The sequence below is a fragment of the Streptomyces sp. genome (genome assembly GCF_036566765.1).
Taxonomy (GTDB): Bacteria; Actinomycetota; Actinomycetes; order Streptomycetales; family Streptomycetaceae; genus Streptomyces.
In genome coordinates this window covers 1-23,741 of sequence record NZ_DATCVQ010000702.1, presented here as the reverse complement: position 1 = coordinate 23,741, position 23,741 = coordinate 1, and the positions used below count along the sequence as shown (strand labels likewise).

20 protein-coding genes, 2 tRNA genes and 1 pseudogene are annotated in these 23,741 nt (G+C 72.2%); 6 read left to right on the top strand and 17 right to left on the bottom strand.

Features of this window, described 5'->3' with window-relative positions; all coding sequences use genetic code 11:
• Positions 1-235 precede the first annotated feature (235 nt).
• The 3 genes from VIU94_RS40495 to leuS all read right to left on the bottom strand — a co-directional run bounded on the left by VIU94_RS40495 (position 236) and on the right by leuS (position 4,969).
• A complete protein-coding gene (locus VIU94_RS40495; RefSeq protein WP_331919942.1) occupies positions 236-1,081 on the bottom strand; it encodes a DegV family protein in 846 nt (281 codons plus the stop codon).
• Positions 1,082-1,214: 133 nt separating this feature from the next.
• On the bottom strand, positions 1,215-1,949 hold the full coding sequence (locus VIU94_RS40490; RefSeq protein WP_331919940.1) for a hypothetical protein: 735 nt from the start codon (positions 1,947-1,949) through the stop codon (positions 1,215-1,217).
• A 155-nt stretch (positions 1,950-2,104) separates the two neighbouring features.
• Positions 2,105-4,969, bottom strand: a complete 2,865-nt coding sequence (leuS, locus tag VIU94_RS40485; protein WP_331919938.1) for a leucine--tRNA ligase — start codon at positions 4,967-4,969, stop codon at positions 2,105-2,107.
• A 481-nt stretch (positions 4,970-5,450) separates the two neighbouring features.
• On the opposite strand from leuS, the gene VIU94_RS40480 reads away from it, so the two are divergent.
• Complete coding sequence (locus VIU94_RS40480; protein ID WP_331919936.1) at positions 5,451-6,584, top strand: ferric reductase-like transmembrane domain-containing protein; 1,134 nt, start codon at positions 5,451-5,453, stop codon at positions 6,582-6,584.
• Positions 6,581-8,155: an NADH-ubiquinone oxidoreductase-F iron-sulfur binding region domain-containing protein gene (locus tag VIU94_RS40475; protein WP_331919934.1), complete on the top strand. Its 1,575-nt coding sequence runs from the start codon at positions 6,581-6,583 to the stop codon at positions 8,153-8,155. Before VIU94_RS40480 ends, VIU94_RS40475 begins: the two co-directional genes overlap by 4 nt.
• 77 nt (positions 8,156-8,232) lie before the next feature.
• Here the strand turns inward: VIU94_RS40475 and VIU94_RS40470 are convergent.
• Positions 8,233-8,305 (bottom strand) — tRNA-Ala (locus VIU94_RS40470).
• A 126-nt stretch (positions 8,306-8,431) separates the two neighbouring features.
• Here VIU94_RS40470 and VIU94_RS40465 point away from each other — a divergent pair.
• A complete protein-coding gene (locus VIU94_RS40465) occupies positions 8,432-9,637 on the top strand; it encodes a glycosyltransferase 87 family protein (RefSeq protein WP_414721095.1) in 1,206 nt (401 codons plus the stop codon).
• On the opposite strand, the gene VIU94_RS40460 is transcribed toward VIU94_RS40465, so the two are convergent.
• Together VIU94_RS40460 and VIU94_RS40455 are read right to left on the bottom strand one after the other, a co-directional pair.
• Entirely contained in the window at positions 9,606-9,839 is a 234-nt protein-coding gene (locus VIU94_RS40460; protein WP_026277450.1) for a hypothetical protein, read from the bottom strand. The genes VIU94_RS40465 and VIU94_RS40460 overlap by 32 nt on opposite strands.
• Before the next feature lie 251 nt (positions 9,840-10,090).
• Positions 10,091-11,524: an MFS transporter gene (locus VIU94_RS40455; protein WP_331919930.1), complete on the bottom strand. Its 1,434-nt coding sequence runs from the start codon at positions 11,522-11,524 to the stop codon at positions 10,091-10,093.
• A 111-nt stretch (positions 11,525-11,635) separates the two neighbouring features.
• Between VIU94_RS40455 and VIU94_RS40450 the strand changes: the two genes are divergently transcribed.
• Positions 11,636-12,469, top strand: a complete 834-nt coding sequence (locus VIU94_RS40450; RefSeq protein ID WP_331919948.1) for a helix-turn-helix transcriptional regulator — start codon at positions 11,636-11,638, stop codon at positions 12,467-12,469.
• 49 nt (positions 12,470-12,518) lie between these two features.
• Here the strand turns inward: VIU94_RS40450 and VIU94_RS40445 are convergent.
• The 6 genes from VIU94_RS40445 to VIU94_RS40420 all read right to left on the bottom strand — a co-directional run bounded on the left by VIU94_RS40445 (position 12,519) and on the right by VIU94_RS40420 (position 16,436).
• A tRNA-Ala gene (locus tag VIU94_RS40445) sits at positions 12,519-12,591 on the bottom strand.
• Positions 12,592-12,707: 116 nt separating this feature from the next.
• Positions 12,708-13,361 carry a histidine phosphatase family protein gene (locus VIU94_RS40440; protein ID WP_331919946.1) on the bottom strand — a complete coding sequence of 218 codons (654 nt, stop codon included), beginning with the start codon at positions 13,359-13,361 and terminating at the stop codon, positions 12,708-12,710.
• The gene (rsfS, locus tag VIU94_RS40435; RefSeq protein WP_331919944.1) at positions 13,358-13,825 is read right to left on the bottom strand and encodes a ribosome silencing factor; all 468 of its coding nucleotides are present in this window, start codon (positions 13,823-13,825) and stop codon (positions 13,358-13,360) included. The genes VIU94_RS40440 and rsfS overlap by 4 nt, the downstream gene beginning before the upstream one ends.
• Positions 13,826-13,922: 97 nt before the next feature.
• Positions 13,923-15,584, bottom strand: coding sequence for an LCP family protein (locus VIU94_RS40430; protein WP_331919928.1), 1,662 nt, complete (start codon positions 15,582-15,584; stop codon positions 13,923-13,925).
• 19 nt (positions 15,585-15,603) lie between these two features.
• Complete coding sequence (nadD, locus tag VIU94_RS40425) at positions 15,604-16,221, bottom strand: nicotinate-nucleotide adenylyltransferase (RefSeq protein ID WP_331919926.1); 618 nt, start codon at positions 16,219-16,221, stop codon at positions 15,604-15,606.
• 53 nt (positions 16,222-16,274) lie between these two features.
• A complete protein-coding gene (locus VIU94_RS40420; RefSeq protein WP_331919924.1) occupies positions 16,275-16,436 on the bottom strand; it encodes a hypothetical protein in 162 nt (53 codons plus the stop codon).
• A gap of 243 nt (positions 16,437-16,679) precedes the next feature.
• Here VIU94_RS40420 and VIU94_RS40415 point away from each other — a divergent pair, with 243 nt between their 5' ends.
• On the top strand, positions 16,680-17,765 hold the full coding sequence (locus tag VIU94_RS40415; RefSeq protein WP_331919922.1) for a M48 family metallopeptidase: 1,086 nt from the start codon (positions 16,680-16,682) through the stop codon (positions 17,763-17,765).
• Positions 17,766-17,819: 54 nt separating this feature from the next.
• Here VIU94_RS40415 and VIU94_RS40410 read toward each other — a convergent pair whose 3' ends face one another.
• The 5 genes from VIU94_RS40410 to proB form a co-directional block, all read right to left on the bottom strand.
• Positions 17,820-18,902, bottom strand: coding sequence for an SCO2583 family membrane protein (locus VIU94_RS40410; protein ID WP_331919920.1), 1,083 nt, complete (start codon positions 18,900-18,902; stop codon positions 17,820-17,822).
• A 73-nt stretch (positions 18,903-18,975) separates the two neighbouring features.
• Entirely contained in the window at positions 18,976-19,626 is a 651-nt protein-coding gene (locus tag VIU94_RS40405) for an SCO2584 family spore wall biosynthesis protein (protein ID WP_331919918.1), read from the bottom strand.
• A gap of 77 nt (positions 19,627-19,703) precedes the next feature.
• Entirely contained in the window at positions 19,704-20,987 is a 1,284-nt protein-coding gene (locus tag VIU94_RS40400; RefSeq protein ID WP_331919916.1) for a glutamate-5-semialdehyde dehydrogenase, read from the bottom strand.
• A 106-nt stretch (positions 20,988-21,093) separates the two neighbouring features.
• Positions 21,094-21,639, bottom strand: a complete 546-nt coding sequence (locus VIU94_RS40395; RefSeq protein ID WP_331919914.1) for a DUF8830 family protein — start codon at positions 21,637-21,639, stop codon at positions 21,094-21,096.
• 140 nt (positions 21,640-21,779) lie between these two features.
• Entirely contained in the window at positions 21,780-22,907 is a 1,128-nt protein-coding gene (gene proB / locus VIU94_RS40390; RefSeq protein ID WP_331919912.1) for a glutamate 5-kinase, read from the bottom strand.
• Positions 22,908-23,185: 278 nt separating this feature from the next.
• Between proB and VIU94_RS40385 the strand changes: the two are divergent.
• A pseudogene (locus VIU94_RS40385) lies at positions 23,186-23,741 on the top strand (hypothetical protein); the annotation flags it as partial.

Below are 23,741 nucleotides of genomic sequence, written 5' to 3'. Positions count from 1 at the left end.
AGCCGCGGACGCCGCGGCGGACCCGTCCGTCCGATCCGGGCGCGCGTCCGGGCCCACTCGTGCCGGCCGCCCTCCGCACGGGAGTCACGGTTTCGGTCGTCGTTGCGGAATGCGTTCGAAGTCCCATGCGGACGACGGTAGGGACATCCGACCGAACCCGCTGAACAGCCACGATTCCCGTGGATTACCGGCGGGTTGTGGAAAAGTCCGTCACCCCTGCGGGTGCGGCCGCCCGCTACCGGGGCGAGATCACCACCGCGAGCAGCCCCGGTCCGGTGTGCGCGCCGATGACCGCGCCCACCTCGCTGACGTGCAGTTCCGCGACCCCCGGCACCCGCTCCCGCAGCCGGTCGGCCAGCGCGGCGGCCCGCTCGGGGGCGGCGAGGTGGTGCACGGCGATGTCGACCGGGCCGGCGCCCGCCCGCTCGGCCGCGATCTCCTCCAGGCGGGCGATCGCCTTCGACGCGGTGCGCACCTTCTCCTTCAGCTCGATGCGCCCGCCGTCCAGTTCGAGCAGGGGCTTCACCGCGAGCGCCGATCCGAGCAGCGCCTGCGCGGCTCCGATCCGGCCGCCCCGGCGCAGATAGTCGAGGGTGTCGACGTAGAAGTACGCGGATGTTCCGGCGGCCCGCTTCTCGGCCGCCGCCACCGCCTCGTCGGGCGTGCCGCCCGCGTCGGCGACCTCGGCCGCGGCCAGCGCACAGAACCCGAGCGCCATGCCGACCATGCCCGTGTCGACCACGCGCACCGGCACGGGCGCGTCCTGCGCCGCGAGCACGGCCGCGTCGTACGTGCCGGAGAACTCGCCGGACAGGTGCAGCGAGACGATGCCGGTCGCGCCCGCCTCGGCCGCCGCGCGGTAGGTCGCGGCGAAGACCTCGGGGCTCGGCCGCGAGGTGGTCACCGGCTTCCGCTTCTGCAGCGCCTGGGCCAGCGAGCGGGCCGAGATCTCGGTTCCCTCCTCGAGGGCCTGGTCGCCGATGACGACGGTCAGGGGGACCGCTGTGATGCCGTGCCGCTCCATCGCCTGGGGTGGCAGGTAGGCCGTGGAATCGGTGACGATCGCGACATGCCGGGACATGAGCGGGAGGTTACCCGCAGGGGCGGCCCCGCGGCAGCCCGGCCCCCGGTCCGCACGTGCTCGCGTCGCCCGGCCGGTTGGGCGGCGCGTCCGCTACACCCCTGCTCCCGGGCCGAAAAGCCCGACGCCTCAGTCAGTTCGTGGTCTCCGGGCGGGCCGACTTCTCCCACGGGTACGTGGTCACCCGCGGGTCGCTCGCCGGAATCTCCCGCGGCCCCGACGGCTCGCCCGCGCGCTCACGGTCCTTGGACCCCGCGGACGCCGACTCCGGCGTCGACACAGATTCCCAATCCCTCTCGGATGCCGAGGCTGATTCCGATTCCGCATCCGACCAGTGCCGCAGCGCCCCCGCCTCCATGTCGATCTCGGCGCTCAGCGTCGCCAGGTCGTCGTCGGCGAACTTGCGCGCCCGGTCCCGGGCCGCCCACCGCAACGAGTCCGCCGACTTCGTGACCTGCTCGGTCCGCTCCCGCAGGCCGGGCAGCTGCGCTGCCACCCCGGTCCGGTCCGGCTCGCGCTCCAGGCGCTTGAGGTCCTCGTCGAGCACGCGCGCGTGCCCGCTCAGCCGCTTGAACAGGTCGAGCGACTCCCGCAGCGAGGCGTCCTCGACCGCGCCGGCCTCCAGCGCGGCCTGCGTCGCGCGCATCGACGTGCGCAGCGCGAGTCTCAGCTGGGCCAGTTCGCCGGCGACCCCGCCCTGCCCGTAGCTGCGGGCGCGCAGCGTGGTGTCCTCGACCGTGCGCTTGGCCTGGTCGATGGTGCGGTCGACGCCGCGAGCGGCGGCTTTGGCCACCTTCACGGCCGCGTAGACACCCAGCGCGACGAAGGCGAAGAAGAGCAGCGCCATGATCGTGATCGCGGCTTCCATGAGCGTCGCTCCTCCAGCGTCGACTGTGTTCTTCCACCGTAAACGGAGAGGGCAGGTTGGGGGTTCCATCGGAACCCCCAACCTGCCCGTAAGGGATAACCCGGGGCCCGTCCTGCGGGCCCCGTGCCGGTTCTCCGTCCGCTAGCCGGCCAGGATCAGCCGGCCACGATGTTGACCAGCTTCGGCGCGCGCACGATCACCTTGCGGATCTGCGCCCCGCCCAGCGCCGCCACGACGGCCGGGTCGGCCAGGGCCAGCGCCTCCAGCTCGGCGTCGGTGATCGACGGCGCGACCTCCAGGCGGGCCTTGACCTTGCCCTTGATCTGCACGACGCAGGTCACGGCCTCGTCCACGACGTACGCCGGGTCGGCCACCGGGAAGTCCTGGTGGACGACCGAGTCGGCGTGGCCCAGCTTGCGCCACAGCTCCTCGGCGATGTGCGGAGCCAGCGGCGCGACCAGCAGCACCAGGCTCTCGGCGACCGACCGGGAGATCGGGCCGCCCACCTTGGTCAGGTGGTTGTTCAGCTCGGTGACCTTGGCGATGGCGGTGTTGAAGCGCATCGCCGCCATGTCCTGGGAGACGCCGTCGATCGCCTTGTGCAGGGCGCGCAGCGTGTCCTCGTCGGGCTCGGCGGCGACCACGGTGGCCTCGCCGGTCGACTCGTCGACGATGTTGCGCCACAGCCGCTGCAGCAGCCGGTACTGGCCGACCACGGCGCGAGTGTCCCACGGGCGGGAGACGTCCAGCGGGCCCATCGCCATCTCGTACAGGCGCAGCGTGTCCGCGCCGTACTCGGCGGAGATCTCGTCCGGCGTGACCGCGTTCTTCAGGGACTTGCCCATCTTGCCCAGGACGCGGCTGACCTTCTCGCCCTCGTGGAAGAAGCCGCCGTCGCGCTCCTCGACCTCGGCCGCGGGCACCGCGATGCCGCGCGCGTCCCGGTAGACGAAGGCCTGGATCATGCCCTGGTTGTACAGCTTGTGGAACGGCTCGGCCGAGGAGACATGGCCCAGGTCGAACAGCATCTTGGACCAGAACCGCGCGTACAGCAGGTGCAGCACGGCGTGCTCGGCGCCGCCGACGTACAGGTCGACGCCGCCGGTCGGCATGCCCTCGCGCGGACCCATCCAGTACTGCTCGATCGCCGGGTCGACCAGCTGCTCGGAGTTGTGCGGGTCCAGGTAGCGCAGCTCGTACCAGCAGGAGCCGGCCCAGTTGGGCATGGTGTTGGTCTCGCGCCGGTACTTCTTGGGGCCGTCGCCCAGGTCCAGGGTGACGTTGACCCAGTCCGCGTTGCGCGACAGCGGCGGCTCGGGCCGGCTGTCGGCGTCCTCCGGGTCGAAGGTGCGCGGCGAGTAGTCGTCGACCTCCGGCAGCTCCAGCGGAAGCATCGACTCGGGCAGCGCGTGGGCGACGCCGTCCTCGTCGTAGACGATCGGGAAGGGCTCGCCCCAGTAGCGCTGGCGGCTGAACAGCCAGTCGCGCAGCCGGAAGTTGACGGTGCCCTCGCCGATGCCGCGGTCCGCCAGCCAGGCGGTGATCTTCGCCTTGGCGTCGACGACGCCCAGGCCGTCCAGGGAGATCTCGTCGTTGGCGGAGTTGACCAGCTTCGCTTCGTACGAGGCGAAGGCGTCGTCCCAGGCGGCCGGGTCGGTGCCGCGGTCGTCGCTGGGCTCGACGACGCAGCGCATCGGCAGCTCGAAGGCGCGCGCGAAGGCGAAGTCGCGGGTGTCGTGCGCCGGGACGGCCATGATCGCGCCGGTGCCGTAGCCCATCAGGACGTAGTCGGCGATGAAGACGGGGACCTGCTCGCCGCTGACCGGGTTGGTCGCGTACGCGCCGGTGAAGACGCCGGTCTTCTCCTTGGCCTCGGCCTGCCGCTCGACGTCGGACTTCGAAGCCGCCTGCTTGCGGTACGCGGCGACGGCCTCGGCCGGGGTGGCGTGACCGCCGGTCCACACGTCGTGGGCGCCGGCGGGCCAGGCGGCCGGGACGATCTTCTCGACCAGGTCGTGCTCGGGGGCCAGCACCATGTAGGTCGCACCGAACAGGGTGTCCTGGCGGGTGGTGAAGACGGTGATCGCGTCGTCGCCGACGGCGAAGTCGACCCGGGCGCCCTCGGAGCGGCCGATCCAGTTGCGCTGCTGCAGCTTGATGGCCTCGGGCCAGTCCAGCGCGTCCAGGTCCTCCAGCAGGCGGTCCGCGTAGGCGGTGATGCGCATGTTCCACTGGCGCAGCTTCGCCTTGAAGACGGGGTAGTTGCCGCGCTCGGAGCGGCCGTCGGCGGTGACCTCCTCGTTGGCCAGCACGGTGCCCAGGCCGGGGCACCAGTTGACCGGGGCGTCGGAGGTGTACGCCAGGCGGTACTCGCCCAGGACGACGTCGCGCTCGGCGGTGTTCAGCGCGGCCCAGTCGCGGCCCCCGGGTACCTCACGGGCGCCGTTCTCGAACTGCTCGACCAGTTCGGCGATCGGGCGGGCCTTCTTCGCCTCGTCGTCGTACCAGGCGTTGAAGATCTGCAGGAAGATCCACTGGGTCCACTTGTAGTAGCCCGGGTCGATCGTGGCGAACGACCGGCGCTTGTCGTGGCCCAGACCCAGGCGGCGCAGCTGGGCCTTCATGTTCTCCATGTTGGCCTCGGTGGACACGCGCGGGTGCGTGCCCGTCTGCACGGCGTACTGCTCCGCCGGCAGGCCGAAGGCGTCGAAGCCCAGGGTGTGCAGCACGTTGTGTCCGGTCATGCGCTGGTGGCGCGCGAACACGTCGGTGGCGATGTAGCCCAGCGGGTGGCCGACGTGCAGACCGGCGCCGGAGGGGTACGGGAACATGTCCATGATGAACTTCTTGGGGCGGGCGACGACCGCCGGGTCCCCGGCCAGGTCACCGGTCGGGTTCGGCGCCTCGTAGGTGCCCTCGGCGTCCCAGAAGTCCTGCCAGCGTGCCTCGATGTCGGCGGCCATGGCCGCCGTATAACGATGCGGGGCCGCCGTCTCGGCAGCCGAATTCATCTCGCTCATGATCCCTGAAGCTCCATCGATCGTCTCTGCCCACTGCCCGCGAACTGCACTGCCACGAAATGAAAAATCCCCTCGCACAGGAGGGGACGCCGCGCCGATTCCGACCGGAATCTTTCATCCGTCGGGACTGATCAGCGCGGCTCGCTAAGCAGAAGGCGTACGGCACGCATGGCGTCAGGGTACCGCAGGGCCCGAGCGGGCCGCACCGACGTTCCGCCCCGCGCGCGCGGAGGGGCGCTCCGGTACGCGGTGGTCGGTTACCGGACGTCCCGGACCGACCGGGTTACTCCGCGTATCACCCCTATCCAGGGCAACCCCAGAGTCAGTTTGCTCGGTCGCGAGATGTAAACCTGCAAACCACCTACCCACTGGTATGGGGCGACTTAGCATGCGGCAACGGGACCTCTTATCCGCACCATTCGGAGTCGCCCCCATGAACCCTCATCGCAAGATCCGTTCGTCGCCCGGACCGAAGGCCGTTATGAGCCGCCCGGTTCAGGGCGGACTTTCGGTCGCCGCGCTGGTCATCATTCCGCTGCTCGCCATAGGCGGCTCGGACGGATTCCGCGCCACGCTCGACTTCACCACCGGCGTGCTCTCCCTCGTGTCGCTCACCGCGTCCGTGGCCTGGGGCCTGATCGCCACCGACCGGCTGCTGCTCAGTACCCGTCAGCGGCTGCTCGCCCAGGGCATCCACCGCGCCACCGCAGTCGCCTCGCTCGGCTTCCTGCTGCTGCACGGCACGGTGAAGGTCTCCCTGGGCCATGTGGAGCCGCTCGGCGCGTTCGTCCCCTTCGGACTCGGCGTCACCGGCACCGCCGGCCTCATCGGCTTCGGCTCGCTCGCCGGACTGCTGATGGTCGTCGCGGCCTCCACCGGGGCGCTGCGCAGCACCCTGGCCGGGCGCGGCAAGGTCGCGGCCCGCTGGCGGCCGCTGCACATGCTGGCCTACCCGGCCTGGTGCTGCGCCCTGGTCCACGGCCTGTACGCGGGACGCGCGGCCGCCACCTGGGTGGTGGTCATGTACTGCCTGGCCCTGGCCGGGGTCGCCGGCGCCGTCGCACTGCGCCTGCTGCCCGAACCCGTACGGCAGCAGCTCGCCGACCGCGTCCTGGCGCTCACCGGCCCCCGCGAGGAGCTCCAGGAGACGGAGCGGGAAGAGCGCCGCGAGGCCGGACCGGAGCCGTACGAGTCCCCCGCCGCGCGCCGCCCCCTGAGGGGCTTCGCGGAGCGGTACGGGGACACGAGCCCGGACGCGTACACGCAGGAGCTCAGCCGGGAGCCGGCGCCCCGCCCGGTCTCCCTCGACACCACGACCGTACGGACCCGTCCCCGGCTGACCGCCCGCGCACCGGCCCCCGTGCCCGCTCCCGCCCCGACTCCCGCCGGCTTCTCCGCCGCGTACCGCGCGGTGTCGGAGATACCGCTCGCCGAGCGGGTGCCCATGACCGAGGAGCTGCCGATCGTCCCCGACCCCGTCCCGAGGCCCGGCTACTGGCCCGCTCCCTCTCCCCCGCCGCCGGCCTACGCGAACCCCGCCGAATCCGTGCCCGGCCCGCTCGGGGGCCCCGCCCCGGGCGAGCCCTGGACCGCACCCGCAGGAGACCATCCGTGAACGCCCCGCTCCCCGACGTCCCCGAGGTCCGCGTCGTCGGCCTTCCCCAGCTCACCCAGGGCTTCGACCTGGTGGAGCGGCTCGACCTGGCCATGCACCTGAAGGTGCACGGCCCGCTGGAACCGATGAACGGCGAGCGGCTCGCACAGCTCGCCGACGACATATCCCTGCGCGGCCGCGGCGGCGCGGGCTTCCCCTTCGGCCGCAAGCTGCGGTCCGTGGCGCAGGCGGCCATCCGGCGCGGCGTGCGCCCCGTCGTGGTGATCAACGGCAGCGAGGGCGAGCCCGCCTGCCGCAAGGACACCGTCATGCTCAATCGCGCCCCGCACCTCATCCTGGACGGCGCCCTGCTCGCCGCCGAGGCGCTCGGCGCGCGCACCCTGATCGTGGCCGTGACCCGCAACTCGACGGAGATCTCGGTACGCGCCGCCCTCGCCGAGCGCGGTCTGTCCGACCGGCGCGGCCAGCAGCTGCGCGCCCGGGTGGTGCGCACCCCGGAGCGGATGGTCTCCGGCGAGGCGTCGGCGGTGATCCGCGCGGCGGGCGGCGGGCCCGCGCTGCCGGCCGGCCGCCGGGAGCGGGCCGCCGAATCGGGCGTCGGCGGCGCGCCGACGCTGCTGTCCAACGCGGAGACCTTCGCGCAGCTCGCCGTCGCCGCGCGGATCGGTCCGCGCCGCTACGGCCACTCCGGCCTCGACAGCGAGCCGGGGACGGTCCTGCTGACGCTCTCCGGGGCGGTCGCCCGCCCGATGGTGGTCGAGGTCCCCACCGGGGTCCCGCTGCGGTACGTGCTCCAGCTGGCCGGCGCCCCGCCGCTGCCGCAGGGCGTGCTCACCGGCGGCTACCACGGCAACTGGATCGACGCCGTGGCGGTGCACAACGCCGTGGTGTCCCGGGAGTCCCTGGCGGCCGTGGGCGGCTCCCTGGGCGCGGGCGCGATCCTGCCGATCGGCCCGGAGACCTGCCCGCTGGGCGAGGCGCTGCGCGTGGCGAACTGGCTGGCGGCGGAGACGGCCGGCCAGTGCGGCCCGTGCCGCCTCGGGCTGCCCGCGGCGGCCGGCGGCCTGTCGGACGTGCTGAACGGCGGCGGTCCGGCCGCCCTGGAGGCGCTGCGCGAGGTCACCCAGGCCGTCAAGGGCCGGGGCGCCTGCAAGCACCCCGACGGCTCGGCCAGGTTCTTCGCCTCGACCCTGTCGGCGTTCACCGACGACCTCGCCGCGCACGTCCTGGACGGCGGCTGCGGCCGGGCCACGACCGGGGTGCTGCCGCTGCCCGCGCCCGGCTACCAGGACGCGGAGGAGTCGATCCCGAGCGGCGAGCGCCTCGCGGTGGACTGGACTCTGTGCCAGGGCCACGGGCTCTGTGCGGACATCGTGCCCGAGCTGATCCGGCTGGGCCCGGACGGCTTCCCGGCGCTCGCCGACGCCTCGGTGCCGATGCATCTGCGCGGGCGTGCGCAGCGCGCGGTGCGCCGCTGTCCCGCGCTGGCCCTCCGGGTGGAGCAGGCCCCGCAGGAGCGGCCCGCGCTTCCGGCGGTGAGCCGCAAGGCGCTGGGCAGCGGCCGGGGTTGACCGGCCCGCACCCCGGGGTGTGACGTGACACACGAAGAAGCGGGCCATCCGATCCGGATGACCCGCTTCTTCTTCTGTGGAGCTAAGGAGAATTGAACTCCTGACCTCCTGCATGCCATGCAGGCGCTCTACCAACTGAGCTATAGCCCCGTGCTTTCCGTCTCCGTGTCGGTTTCCCTCGCGGCGACAGACAGAACATTAACCGGCTCCCCGGGGGTTCACCAAATCGGTTCTTCGGGGGCCGGACGGCGCCGGGTAGGGTCGCCCTCTGTGACCGTGTCCGTGATCGCCGCCTCCCGCGTCCGGCAGTGGCCCCTCGCCACCGCCGCGACGGCCTGCCTGCTCTCGCTCATAGCCTTCTGGGCAGCCCAGCGCGCCGCCCATGTGACGATGCTCGACCTCATGGTCTACCGGGCCGAGGGCGAGACCGTGCGGGCCGGCGGCGACCTGTACGCGATGCGCGCCACCTCGGCGAACCTCGCCATGACGTACCCGCCCTTCGCGGGTCTGCTGTTCACCCCGCTCACCCTGGTCGGCGTCCCGGAGATGCGCACCCTGGCGACGGCCGGGAACCTGCTGCTCCTGGTGGCGCTGGTCCATCTGTCGCTACGCCTGGTGACGCCCGGCCGGTCCCGGACCGCGCAGTGGAAGGCGACGTTCTGGGCGGCGGCCGTCCTTGTGTGGTGCGAGCCGGTGTGGACGACGCTGCGGTACGGGCAGATCAACCTGCTCATCGCGGTCGCGGTGCTCTGGGACCTGACCCGGCGGGAGGGCAACCGGTGGGCCGGCCTGGGCATTGGTCTGGCCACCGCGGTCAAACTCACCCCGGGACTGTTCGTGGTCCTGCTGATGGCGGTCGGTCTGTTCCGGCTGCGGGAGACGGGCTGGAACCACTGGCTGCGCCAGGCGGCCACCGCCACGGCGGTGTTCCTCGGTACGACGCTGGTCAGCGCGCTGATCCTGCCGTACGACTCGAAGCGGTTCTGGACGCAGACGCTGTTCGAGACCGGGCGGGTGGGCTTCGCGGAGGAGACCGCGAACCAGTCGCTGCGCGGGGTGCTGGCCCGGCTGATGCACACCGACGACCCGGGGATGTGGTGGGCGGCGACGGCCGCCGTCCTCGGCGCGGTGGCGATGACGCTCGCGGTGCGGGCGGCGCTACGCGAGGACAAGGCGCTCGCGGTGGTCGTCTGCGCGCTGACCGCCCTGATGATCAGCCCGATCTCCTGGTCACACCACTGGGTGTGGTGCGTGCCGCTCCTGATCCTGCTCGCCGACCGGGTGCGCACCGTCTGGCCGGTGGTCGCGGTGGCGCTCGCCTTCGCGTCGTTCGCCCTGTGGTGGGTGCCGCACGACCCGGGCCGGCCCGAACTGGACCAGAACCCCGGCCAGATGCTGCTGTCGGGGGTCTACCCCCTGGCGGCCGCCGGGCTGCTCGCGGGCTACGCGCTCACGCGGTGGCGAAGGAGTAGAACCGCTTGAGCGTGCAGTGCTCGTCGAGCAGCCGTCCGTAGATCGGCTCCCCCTCGAGTTCCCGGTAGGTCTCGATGGGGTCGCCTTTTATGATCAGCGCTCGCGCGCACTCCTCGCACCAGTACTGGTACTCGGGGTTGACGGGATCCATGTCCCGGACGATGGGCGTGCCGCTGCCGCACCAGTCGCACTTCCGCCTGTGGGCACCCATCACTCAGCTCCAGCTGTGGCCGCAGGCCGTGCACACGTAGGACACTCCGCCGTTGTCGCCGAGGACTTGGGCGACATGGGACGAGCCGCACGACGGACAGTGGAGGGGAGCGCGGGAATCCGCACGTTTCTCCGCCGCGGCGAGCAGATCATCCTTCTGCCCGGAACTGCTCGCGGCCATCGCACATTCCCTCCCGCCCGGACCGTCGTCCCCCTCCGGCGCTCCGATTCTGCCATGGCCCCGCAAGGGGGTCAGCGGGGTCGGCGCAGCAGACCGGTCGAGCCGCCCAAGATCGACGCGACGCAGAGCGCAAGGGCGCACGCCCACAGCGCATTGCCAGAGGCATGCGCCCCCGGCGCGTCCAGCCGGTTCAGGAAGAGCGTGCCGAAGCCCGCGACGCCCACCAGCTGACCGAGCTGGGTCACTGTGGCGAGCAGTCCGCTGGCGTCGGCCGCGTCCTCGGCCCGTACGGTGGCGAGCGCGCCGGTCAGCGCGGGGCTGAAGGCCAGCGACACGCCCGCGCCGGCGGCGGCGAACGTCGCGTAGAAGGCCGCACCGCCGCTGGAGCCGTCCTTGAGCACCCAGCCCATCCCCGCCGTTCCGGCCGCGGCCAGCGCGAAACCGCCGGTGATCAGGAACGGCTGCAGACGGGCCGGCCAGCGCCGCCATGTGAGCCCCACCACGCCGAAGACGACGGCGGTCGGCGCGAACGTCAGACCGGCGCGCAGCGCGCTGTACCCGAGCCCGCCCTGGACGTGCAGGGTGAGGGTGAACAGGAACCCCGCGTTGACGGCCATCGCCACCGCGATCCGCAGCACCGCCCGGCCCATCCCCGGGTGCCGCAGCACCCGCGGCGCCACCAGCGGGGCGCCGCCCCGGCGGGCGAGCCGAGACTCGTACGCGAAGAACACCGCGAACACGAGCAGGGAGGCCCCCAGGGACAGCCAGGACCACAGAGGCCAGTCCTGCTCCTGACCCAGGACCAGCGGGACGGTCAGAAGCGAGACGGAGGCGGCGAGCAGGACCAGGCCAGGCAGGTCGAGCGAACGGGCCCGCTCGGGGTCGGTGCGCTCGTCGCGGGGCAGCACCCGGGAGCCGAGGACCAGCAGCACGAGCCCGAGGGGCACGTTGACCAGGAAGACCGGCCGCCAGCTCGCGCCGAACAGGTCGGCGCTGACCAGGATTCCGCCGACGACCTGACCGGCCGCGGCCCCGGTGGCGAGCACCGCGGAGTACGCGCTGAGGGCGCGCACCCGGCCCTCGCCGGTGAAGTTGCGCTGGATCAGGCTCAGCACCTGCGGGATCATCAGGGCCGCGCCGGCCCCCTGGACCGCCCGAAAAGCGATCAACTGGCCCGTCTCCGCGGCTAGTCCGCAGGCGAGCGAGGCGGCGGTGAAGAGCGCCAGGCCGCCCAGGTACATCCGGCGGTGTCCGATCAGGTCGCCCAGCCGGGCGCCGGTGATCAGCAGCACCGCGTACGCGATGGTGTAGCCGGCGACGATCAGCTGAAGTCCCGCCCCGGAGGCGGCGAGTTCGGCGCGGATCGTGGGCGCGGCGACGTTCACGATGAAGACGTCGAGCAGGGCCATGAACTGCGCGGCGAGCACGACGCCGAGCAGCAGCCCGGGCCGGTTGTCGGTGCCACCGGCTTTACTGAGTACGGGATGTGAGGTGGTCGTCGTCATGGCTGTCAGCGTGACGCCGATCCGATACGGGTAACGAGAGCCCGCCGATACTAGTAGTGACAGCACCTGGCAACGGCGGCACAGGGACTCGACCATGGGGGCGTGACGACTATGGCAGCACCGACACAGCGCCGACGGCCCGAGCTGGCATCCTTCCTGCGCAGCCGCCGGGCCAGGGTGACACCACAGGACGTCGGCATGCCACCGGGGTTACGTCGCCGGACACCGGGGCTGCGCCGGGAGGAGGTCGCCCAGCTCAGCGGCGTCGGGGTGACCTGGTACACGTGGCTGGAGCAGGGCCGGCCGATCAACGCCTCGCCACAGGTGCTCGACGCGGTGGCACGCACCCTGCGGCTCGACCCGCCGGAGCGGGAGCACCTGTACCACCTGGCCGAGGTGGCGTACGCGCCCGACGCGGAGGACGACGCCCAGTCCATCAGTCCGGAGCTCCAGGGCATCCTCGACGCCCTGCACCCGCATCCGGCGGTGATCTACAACGGGCGCTACGACGTCCTGGCGACCAACGTCGCGTACCGGACGCTCTTCATGGGGCCGGAGCACGAGCTCACCGACCTACGCAACGTCCTGTGGACGCTCTTCACGGTGCCGGAGCCAACCTGCCCGCTGGTCCACCGGGACCAGGAACTTCCGCTGATGGTGGCCCAGCTGCGCGGCTCGTACGGGCGGCACGTGGGCGAGCCCGCCTGGGAGTCGTTCGTCCGGCGGCTGTCGGAGGCGAGCGGGGAGTTCGCCCGGCTTTGGGCGAGCGGCGACGTGGTGCCGCCGGGGGCCCGGGTGAAGACCTTCCGTCACGACGCCGTGGGCGAGCTGCGCATGACATCGGTCTCGCTCAGCATCAACGGCATGCCGGAGTGCCGGATCGTGACGTACACCCCGAACGACGACCACAGTCGCCGCGCGATGAGCGTGCTCTGCGGGACCTGATCGGAAACGACGAATCCCGCCCCCTGGTGGGGACGGGATTCGGTGACTGTGGAGCTAAGGAGAATTGAACTCCTGACCTCCTGCATGCCATGCAGGCGCTCTACCAACTGAGCTATAGCCCCTCGTGTTCTTCGCGCTCTGCGCTGCGAACAAGAAGAACTTTAGCCTGTGACCTGCCGGAAAGTGAAATCCGGATCCGGGGCTGTCTCCCGGCGCCGTCCCGGCGGGTCGACCGGCGTCAGTCGTCGTCGCCGAGGACCGGCTCGGGCAGCGTCCCGGCGTTGTGCTCCAGGAGCCGCCAGCCGCGGGCGCCCTCGCCGAGGACCGACCAGCAGCAGTTGGACAGCCCGCCCAGGCTCTCCCAGTGCTGGGCCTCCAGGCCCAGCAGCCGGCCGATGGTCGTACGGATCGTGCCGCCGTGGCTGACCACGACGAGCGTGCCGTCCACGGGCAGCTTCTCGGCGTGCTCCAGGACCACCGGGGCGGCGCGGTCGGCGACCTCGGTCTCCAGCTCGCCGCCGCCGCGGCGCACGGGCTCGCCGCGCTTCCAGGAGGCGTACTGCTCGCCGTACCGGGCCACGATCTCGTTGTGCGTCAGGCCCTGCCACTCCCCCGCGTACGTCTCGCGGAGCGCGGAGTCGTGCCCGACCGTGTGGCCGGTGAGCGCGGCCAGCTCGGCGGCCGTGGCCGCCGCCCGCTTCAGGTCGGAGGCGACGATCGCGTCCGGCTTCAGCGCGGCGAGCAGCCGGGCGGCGCGGCGCGCCTGGGCGACGCCGGCCTCGGTCAGCTCGATGTCCGTGGAGCCCTGGAAGCGGCGCTCCAGGTTCCACGAGGTCTGGCCGTGCCGCCAGAGGACGATCCTGCGGCCGGCGCCGCTCTTGGTGGCGCTCAGCTCAGCTCACCGTCCGTCTCGTCGGCGCCGGTCAGAGCGGCGTGCTCGGCCGCCTTGCCACGGGTCTTGACGGCGTCGTCGGGCAGGGACAGCTCAGGGCAGTCCTTCCACAGACGCTCCAGGGCGTAGAAGACCCGCTCCTCGCTGTGCTGGACGTGGACGACGATGTCGACATAGTCCAGCAGGATCCAGCGGGCGTCGCGGTCGCCCTCCCGGCGCACCGGCTTCGCGCCCAGCTCCTTGTTCAGACGCTCTTCGATCTCGTCGACGATCGACTTGACCTGGCGGTCGTTGGGCGCGGAGGCGAGCAGGAAGGCGTCGGTGATCGACAGCACGTCACTGACGTCGTAGGCGATGATGTCGTGCGCGAGCCGGTCGGCAGCCGCCTGAGCGGCGGTGTTGACGAGCTCGATGGAGCGGTCCGTGGCGGTCACAAGCTGGCTTTCGTCGTCGGTCGGGAACATGTCCAGGGTCTCACGGACGGCGGACAGCCCGGCAAGCGAATAGACGAGGGCCCGGCGGGCCGGTCCTGCGAGGACCGGCCCGCCGGGCCGCACGGGCTCAGGAACCGCTCTTGACCTTGTAGTCCTTGCCCAGGACGACCGTGACGTCGGCGCTTCCGGCGGGCGTGCCCTTCTTCACCGCGCCGGCCGGCAGCCCCAGGGTCTTGGCCACCTCGCCGGCGGCGACCTTCTGCGCGTCGTCGCGGTAGGTGACCTGGGACTTCGCCTCGGTGTCGGCCTTGGCTCCGCCCACGAAGGCGAAGCCGCCGTTGATCAGCACGATCCGCGCCGCCTCGGTCGCGTCCGCGTTCCCGCTGCCGTTGCGGATCGCGACGCGGACCGCCGCGCCCTGCTCGGGTGCGCTGACCTTGCCGCCCAGGATGTCCTTGACCACGCCGCTGCTCGCGGACTCCTTCAGGGTGCCGTCCTGGCCGACCGGCAGCAGCGCCGTCTTGTAGTCGCCGCCCTTGGCGTGCTCGGCGAGCTTGGCGAGCGAGGCGCCGAGGTCCTTCTCCGGCAGGGACGGGTCGAGGATCTGGGCCAGCGTCTGCACGGTGAGCGTGGCGCTCTTGGGGTCGTCCGACATCTTGCGCAGCACGCCGAACATGACCTGGCCGAAGCGCTGGAGCTGCTTGGCCTCGGACTCGCCGGGGCCGCGGTAGGTGGCGTAGGCGACGGCGGCCCGGCCGTTCAGGGTCTGGTTCTCGCCGCGCTTCACCAGCGGCGCCTCGCCCTTCTTCTCGCCGGGCACGTCCGTGTCGGTGGTGACGTCGATGTTGCCGACCATCTCGACGAGGCTCTCCAGGAACGGGGTGTCGAGCCGCCAGGTGCCGGTGATCTCGGTGCCGAGCAGGTTGCCGATGGCGTCGCGGGTGCCGGTGGAGCCGTCGTCCTCGACGGACTTGCCGAGCGTGGTCGCCGAGCCCTCGTCGTCGGCGACGGCGAGTTCGTTCGGCAGCAGGACCGTGGTGCCCTGCTTGGTCGTGGCGTTGTCCACGAGCAGCGCGGTGGACGTGCCGCCCTTCTTGGTGTTGTGGAGGTGCACGACGATCATGTCCCGCTTCTGCGGGCCGGTCGCGGTGTTCCGCTGCTCCTCCGCGGAGTCGTCGCCGAGGCCCGGGAGCTTGCCGGCCGACCACAGGTAGCCGACGCCGCCGATCGCGACGAGGGCCAGGACGACGACCAGGGCGACGAGGCGGTTGCGGCCCTTGCGGCGGGCCTCCTCGCGCCGCTCCGAACGGCTCTCGGTGAACTTGAGCCAGTCGATGACGTCCTCGGAGTCCTCGTCCTGCTCCTCGATGAACGAGAACTGCTCGGTGCGGTAGTCGCGATCCTCGCCGCCGTGCTCCTGCGGGGCGCTCCGGCGCTGGCCGGGGACACCGGCGGGCGCGGCCACGGGGGCCTGGGGCGGCTGCGGGGGCTGGTACGGCTGCTGCTGCGGAGGCCGGCCGTACGCGTCGTACGACTGCGGAGGCTGCGGGGCCTGCTGACCGTAGGGGTCGTACGGCTGCTGCGCGGGCGGCGCGGGCTGTTGCTGCTGCGCGTAGGGGTCGTAGCCGTACCCCTGCGGCTGCTGCTGGGCGTACGGGTCCTGATCGTAGCCCTGAGGTCGCTGCGCCTGGTGGGGCTGCTGGTACACCGGCTGCCCGTACTCGTCGTAGCCGATGATCTGTGGCTGCTGCGGGTAGTACGGGTCGTACGGACTGTGCTGATCGTTCACCGGTGCCCCTCTCCGAGGCTCACTCGCCGCGGTACAACTGGCGCTTGTCGATGTAGCGCACCACACCGTCCGGCACCAAATACCAGACCGGATCCCCCTGTGCGACCCTCGCCCGGCAATCCGTGGAGGAGATCGCGAGCGCCGGGACCTCGACGAGCGAGACCCCGCCCTTCGGCAGGCCGTCGTCGGTCAGGTCATGGCCCGGTCGGGTGACGCCGATGAAGTGGGCGAGCCCGAAGAGCTCCTCCGCGTCGCGCCACGTGAGGATCTGGGAGAGCGCGTCGGCGCCGGTGATGAAGAACAGGTCCGCGTCGGCGTTGAGCGAGCTCAGATCACGCAGCGTGTCGATGGTGTACGTCGCCCCGCCGCGGTCGATGTCGATCCGGCTGACCGAGAACTGCGGGTTGGAGGCCGTCGCGATGACCGTCATCAGATAGCGGTCCTCGGCGGCGGACACCGCCTTGTGGCTCTTCTGCCACGGCTGCCCGGTCGGCACGAACACCACCTCGTCGAGGTGGAACAGGGCGGCCACCTCGCTGGCGGCCACCAGGTGTCCGTGGTGGATCGGGTCGAACGTCCCGCCCATCACGCCGAGTCGGCGCTTGCCGCGGCCAGTAGGCACTTCCTGCTCTCCCATGCGTGCAGAGCCTACTGGCACGTCGGCGCGCTCCCTCCGGGCGGTCCGCCGGATCAGCGGTCGCGGTTGAAGCGGGTGGTGACCCACAGCAGCAGGAGCAGCGCGAGCAGGGCGCCGCCGCCGGTGAGGTACGGATTGAGGCTGTCGTGGTTGCCGCCGTGTTCGGCGCCCTCGGCGAGGCTGACCAGGTTGAGGGCGGTGCTGTGCAGGCTCATCTTCGGCAGGACCAATCGAGTCGGGGATGGGAGCGAGACTTCGCGCACATCGTATGCGGGCCCATCGGGCACGCTCACGCCGACTCAGTCGTTGTCGTAGTCGTCGTCACCGTGACGGCACCTCGCATCCTCGGATTTCCACAACGCCGAGGTTGTCCACAGGCTCCGACGGAGCGTGGAGCCAGGACCTAGGCTGGGTCTGTCAGGGGGACGAGCGAGATCTCGTACGAACAGGGGGCATCCATGACCGACGGCACCGAAAGCGCCCAGGGGAAGGTTCCGAGCAGGCAGCGCAAGCGCTTCCCGGACATCTCCTCGCGCGCGTACGAACACCCCGCGGACCGGTCGGCCCTGGTCGCGCTCCGCAAGCTCAACGGCTTCGACACGGTGTTCAAGACCCTCAGCGGGCTGCTGCCCGAGCGCAGCCTGCGGCTGCTCTTCCTCTCCGACTCCGTGCGGGTGAGCGACGCCCAGTTCGCGCACCTCAACGACATGCTGCGGGACGCCTGTCACATCCTGGACCTGGAGAAGGTCCCGCCGATGTACGTCACGCAGGACCCCAAGCCCAACGCGATGTGCATCGGCCTCGACGAGCCGATCATCGTCGTCACCACCGGCCTGGTGGAACTGCTCGACGAGGAGGAGATGCGCGCGGTCGTGGGCCACGAGGTGGGCCACGCCCTCTCGGGTCACTCCGTCTACCGCACGATCCTGCTGTTCCTGACCAACCTGGCGCTGAAGATCGCCTGGATCCCGCTGGGCAACATGGCGATCATGGCCATCGTGACGGCGCTGCGGGAGTGGTTCCGCAAGTCGGAGCTCTCCGCGGACCGGGCGGGGCTGCTGGTGGGCCAGGACCTCCAGGCGTCGATGCGCGGCCTGATGAAGATCGCGGGCGGCAACCACCTGCACGAGATGAACGTGGACGCGTTCCTGGCGCAGGCCGAGGAGTACGAGGCCGGGGGCGACCTGCGGGACTCGGTGCTGAAGATCCTGAACCTGCTGCCGCGCACGCACCCCTTCACCACGGTGCGGGCGGCAGAGCTGAAGAAGTGGGCGGAGACCCGCGACTACCAGCGGATCATGGACGGCCACTACCCGCGGCGCTCGGAGGACAAGGACACCTCGGTGACCGACTCCATCCGCGAGTCGGCCGGCCACTACGCCGAGACCCTGCGGACGAGCAAGGATCCGCTGCTGAAGCTGGTCGGCGACATGGCGGGCGGCGCGGGCGACCTCGCGGGCGACCTGGGCGGCAAGCTGCGCAGCCGGTTCGGCGGCAAGGCCGGCTCCGGGGACGGCAGGAGCGAGGACCCGAGCGAGGCCTGAGCCCTACGCTCTGACCGGCCTCGGATCGAGGGCCGGCCTCGGATCGAGGGCCGGTCAGAGCGAGGGCTGGGCCTTCGGGGACAGGGCACCGCACAGCGGGGCGACGGCGTCGTCGCCGGCAGCGTACGGGTCGGTGACGGCGGGGGCCTCCGTGCCGGGGGCCTGCTCGCCGGCCAGCAGGGGCCGCAGGGTCCCGGCGGCGTCGGGGGCGCAGGCCTGCGGGCCGGCGGCGACGCGACTGGTCAGCAGCTCGGCCCGGTGCATCCGCAGGTCCTCGCGGTCGAAGCGGAACTGCAGCTCGCGGTGGACGGTGAACAGCGAGGCCGCAGCGGCCGGGCCCGAGCCGGAGGCGGCGGGCCGCAGCGCGTACGTGAAGGTGTGGTCCGCGGTCACCTGCAGCAGGTTGGCGTCGATCTCCGCGAAGCGGAGGGTGCCCTGGACGCGGGTGGCCGGGTCGACCACGGTCGCCCGGGCCGGGTCGAAGCGGATCAGCCAGCCGGCGAGGGCGTGCCGGCCGTCCGACCGGGACGCCTCGACGCTGCGGTCGAACTGGGCCTGCTGGTCCGGGTCGATCAGCAGGCGCACCGGGCGGGTGGTCGCCCCGGACAGCACGTCGGGCTCCAGAGAGGAGGCCACGAGGTAGTCCTTGGCCACCGACAGGGCGGCGATGACCTGGCCCTCCGAGAAGTGCTCGGTGCGGCCCGTGTCGGGGAGGTTGATGCCGGCCACGCCGGTGCGGTACTCGGCGGCGGGGCTGTGGGCGAGCAGCTCGGCGGGCTCTCCGCCCGGGACGCGGCTCTGGGGGGCCAGCGGGGTCATCGTGGTCCGCAGCGGCTCGGCGCGGTGGACGGCCGGCGGCTGGTAGGGGTTGCGGACCCCGAGGTAGATGGCGGTTCCGAAGGCGAGGAGGATCAGCAGCACCAGTACGAGGGGCTGCCGGGAGCGGCGGCCGGACTCCGAGCCGGGGCGGGAGCGGACGGCGCGGGCGTGCTCGCCCATCCGTTCCTGGGCGGAGAACTCCTGGAGGCGGGCAGCGCGGACGAACGACTCGTCGAAAACGACGGATCGGTATTCGTCCTCACCACCGCCGGGGAGCCCCTCGGGTGTCCCCTCAGGCGGGTCGCCACGCCCTGCCATACCTTCAGAGTAGGTCGGCGCGGGCTTCCGTAAACGCCCAGGTACACGACAAGTTCGGAAGAATCCCGACGCGTCAGGGTGTGTGGGGAACGGCCGGGACGGGCAGGCCGGAGTGCTCGGCGGAGGCCGAGGGTCCGCGGTCGGCGGGGCGGGCCTCGGCGGGGCCGGAGGCGGTGGGGACGACGACGGGGGCGACGGCCGAGGTGGCGGCGGGGGACGGGGTGTCGACCCCGGTGGTCGCGGGCGGTGGGGCGGGGTCCTCGCGCTCGGCGGTGGCGCCCCGGTAGACGGCGGTGAAGGCGAGGGCGACCATGCCGACGCCCATCACGAGGGCGAGCACCCAGGCGACCGGGCGGTGCCAGCGGGCGCTGCCGCGGTAGGGGCGCAGGGCGCCGCCGTGCGGGCCGTACGGGCCGGCGTCGTCGTAGCCGTCGGGGTCGTAGCCGTCGGAGCCGAGGAAGCGGCCGCCGGGGTCGTAGCCGTCCTCGTAGTACTCGTCGTCGGCGGGGCCGCCGGCGCGGGCGCGGGCGGCGTCGGCCTCGGCGCGGGCCTGGGCGGCGGCGAGCAGCCGCTCGACGGCGGTGGGCTCATGGATTTCGGCGGCCCGGACGAAGTCCTCGTCGAACACCACGGTGGCGAAGTCCTCGTCCGCGCCTCCGCGGTCGACAGAGTCCTCGGGGTCCCCGCCGTCCTGGAACGGCTTGCCCCCCACGTCGTCCGGCACGGATTCAGAGTAGACCTGGGAGGTGGTTTTGGGCAGGGAGAGTGCGAACTATCCCTGCCCGTTCCGGACGGATCCGATTACCGGATGTGACCGTCGCCGGTGACGATGTACTTGGTCGAGGTCAGCTCCGGAAGGCCCATCGGGCCCCGGGCGTGCAGCTTCTGCGTGGAGATGCCGATCTCCGCGCCGAAGCCGAACTGGCCACCGTCGGTGAATCGGGTGGAGGCGTTCACGGCGACCGTGGTGGAGTCGACCAGCTGGGTGAAGCGGCGGGCGGCGGCCTGGGAGGTGGTGACGATCGCCTCGGTGTGGCCGGAGGACCACAGGCGGATGTGCTCCACGGCCTTGTCGAGCGAGTCGACGACCGCGGCGGCGATGTCGTACGACAGGTACTCGGTCTCCCAGTCCTCCGCGGTTGCGGGGACGACGGTGGCCTTCGTGCCCTCGGCGTGGGCGAGCACCCGCTCGTCCGCGTGGACGGTCACGCCGGCCTCGGCGAGGGCGTCCAGAGCGCGCGGCAGGAACGCCTCGGCGATGTCCTGGTGGACGAGGAGGGTCTCGGCGGCGTTGCAGACGCTGACCCGGTGGGCCTTGGAGTTGATCAGGATGTCGACGGCCATGTCGAGGTCGGTCTGGGCGTCCACGTAGACGTGGCAGTTTCCGGTGCCGGTCTCGATGACGGGGACGGTGGACTCCTCGACGACCGTCTTGATCAGCGAGGCCCCGCCGCGCGGGATGAGGACGTCGACGAGACCGCGGGCGCGCATCAGCTCGCGCACCGAGTCGCGGGACTCGCCGGGGACCAGCTGGATCGCGTCGGCGGGCAGCCCGGCGCCGCCGACGGCGTCGCGCACCACCGTCACCAGGGCGCTGTTGGAGGAGTACGCGGAGGAGGAGCCGCGCAGCAGGACGGCGTTGCCGGACTTCAGGCAGAGCGCTGCGGCGTCGACGGTCACGTTGGGCCGGGCCTCGTAGATGATGCCGACGACGCCCAGCGGGACGCGGACCTGGCGCAGGTCGATGCCGTTGGGGAGGGTGGAGCCGCGGACCACCTCGCCGACCGGGTCGGGCAGGGCGGCGACGTCGCGGACGTCGGCGGCGATGGCCCGGATCCGCTCGGGGGTGAGGGTGAGCCGGTCGATGATGGCCTCGCTGGTGCCGGCCTCACGGGCGCGGGCGATGTCCTCTGCGTTGGCCTCGACGATCTCGCCGGCCCGGACCTCGAGCGCGTCCGCGATCGCCAGCAGGGCGTCGTCCTTCGCCGCGCGCGGAAGTGGCGCGATTTCGGCGGCGGCGGCGCGGGCACGGTAGGCGGCCCGGGCGACGGGGGACAGATTGTCGAGGGGCGTGAGCGAGGTCATGTCCGCAGGGTACTGGCACCGCTGCGGACATCCCTCGTACATCCCGTACTGCGAGACGTGCCCGTGGACACCTCGCAGGACCCGGGGAGACGTCCCCCTGGCGGCGTCAGAAGGGGTGGACGCCCACCGGGGCGGCGGGCGGCGGGCCGTACCCTTCGGCGATCCGCTGGTGGTAGGTCTCGCGGTCGATGACCTCAAGGCCGACGATCTCCCACGGCGGCAGCTTGGCGGTCTGCCGGTGCTCGCCCCAGAGCCGCAGCGCGACCGCGGCGGCGTCGTGCAGGTCGCGGGCCTCTTCCCAGTACCGGATCTCGGCGTGGTCGTTGGCGTAGCGGCTGGTCAGCAGGAAGGGGTGGTCGTGGGCGAGCTGTTCGAGCCCGCGCCGGACCTCCTTCAGCGGGGCCTCGGACCCCGAGACGCTGAGGGTGATGTGCCAGAGCTTGGACACGACCCGTTCCTCGGCGCGCTGCTCGACGCGCACCTCGGCCAGGACCTCGGTGCGTCGCTCGGCCCGGCCGTCTGCCCGTCCGTCCGCGGCCGTGCTCGTGTCCGTGTCATCCGTCGCCGCACCGAAGTCGGCTCCGGCCTCGACGCTCGTCAGGGCGCGTTCGGACGTCCCGCGGGGCGGAGCCCCTGGGCGCGCTCGTCTCACCGGCGGCCTCCTGTTGTGATGCGTGCTGCTGTGCTGTACCCCGCCTTGTCTTGCCCCCGAGACAAAGTTGACCAGTCCGGGGCCGCATGTGGGGCGGTTTTGGTGAAGGTCTCCGGCGGATGACCGGAGTTTCAGCCGTTTCAGGTCCGGACCACGACCAGATCGTCCCGGTGTACGACTTCGCGCTCGTAGGCCGGGCCGAGTTCCTTGGCGAGTTCGCGGGTGGAGCGGCCGAGGAGCTGCGGGATCTCCTTGGCGTCGAAGTTGACCAGACCGCGGGCGACGGCCCGGCCGGCGGAGTCGCGCAGCTCGACCGGGTCGCCGGCGACGAAGTCGCCCTCGACCGCGGCGATGCCGGCCGGCAGGAGCGACTTCCGGCCCTCGACCACGGCGCGCACGGCTCCGTCGTCCAGGGTGAGCGAACCCTGCGGGGTGGAGGCGTGGGCGAGCCAGAGCAGACGGTCGGCGGAGCGGCGGCCGGTGCGGCGGAAGTACGTGCCGGTGTCGCGGCCCGCGAGCGCGTCGGCGGCGCGGCTGGCGGAGGTGAGCACGACGGGGACGCCGGCGGCCGCGGCGATCCGGGCGGCCTCGACCTTGGTGACCATGCCGCCGGTGCCGACGCCGGCCTTGCCGGCCGAGCCGATCTCGACGTGCGCGATGTCCTTCGGGCTTGCGACCTCGGCGATCCGGGAGCTACCGGGCTTGGACGGGTCGCCGTCGTAGAGACCGTCGACGTCCGACAGGAGGACCAGCAGGTCGGCGCGGACGAGGTGGGCGACGAGGGCGGCGAGCCGGTCGTTGTCGCCGAACCGGATCTCGTCGGTCGCGACGGTGTCGTTCTCGTTGACGACCGGCAGCGCGCCCATCTCCAGGAGCTGGTCCAGCGTCCGGTAGGCGTTGCGGTAGTGGGCCCGGCGGCTGGTGTCGTCGGTGGTGAGCAGCACCTGGCCGACGCGGATGCCGTACCGGGCGAAGGAGGCGGTGTAGCGGGCGACGAGCAGGCCCTGGCCGACGCTTGCGGCGGCCTGCTGCCGGGCCAGGTCCTTGGGGCGGCGGGTCAGTCCGAGCGGGGCCAGGCCGGCCGCGATGGCGCCGGAGGAGACCAGGACGATCTCCTTCTCGCCGCCGCTGCGGACCTTGGAGAGCACGTCGACGAGGGCGTCGACGCGGTCCGCGTCGAGGCCGCCCGCGGCGGTGGTCAGCGAGGACGAACCGACCTTGACGACGATCCTGCGGGCTTCCGTTACGTACTGCCTTGCCACTGTCACAAGTCCGAATCTATGTCAGGCGCGGCGGCCATCGCTTCCGTATTCCAGTCGCTGGACAGGGGCTGGACAGAAGGCGCCACGGAGGTTTGGTCGGCGTCCCGTGCGTAAGTCGGCCGTCGCCCCGCGCGTGCATTCGTCGACGCCCTGCGCGTAAACCCGACACGCGGACCGGGCCGGTTCAGGTGAACTTCCGCCTGTTCCGGGCGAATCGGCCGCGGTGGCTCGTTCAACCCCTTGCCCGGTCCCCCCGCCGGTCCTGCCCCCACTGGAGTCCCGCCGTGCGCTCTCTCGCTCGTCTCCGCCGGTCACGCCGCCCGTCCCGCCGGTCGGGCAGACTCCGGCGGTTCGGCCGACTGCGGCGGTTCGGTCCGCTCGCGGCGCTCGGCGTCGCCTTCGCCGGCCAGGTCGCCGGGGCCGTCGGCCCGGACGCGGCCCTCCTCGCCGCCTCGACCGCCGCCGGGCTGGCCCTGGAGGTGATGCTGAACCGCCGCCACCGCCGGCTCAGCCGGGTGCTGTCCAAGGCCCGCGCGGATGTGATGGTGCGCCAGCTGATCCGTGACCTGCTGCTGGTGGCCGGGCTGATGAACCTGGAGCCGCACGGCCCCGGACGGCACTATCTGCCGCTCTGCTACGGCCTGTTGCTCTGCTATGCCCTGTACTTCGCCTGCCAGGGCGCGGTGGTCAAGGTGCGCCGCTCCCGTACGCTGCCGGTCCTCACCCGCAACATCGACGCCTCGGCGCTCCGGCTGCGCCCCGCGCCGCCCGCGCTGCTCGCCCGGCACCCCGGCGTCCGGCTGCTCGGCGCCGGTCTGCCGGCCACGGCCGGGCTCATGG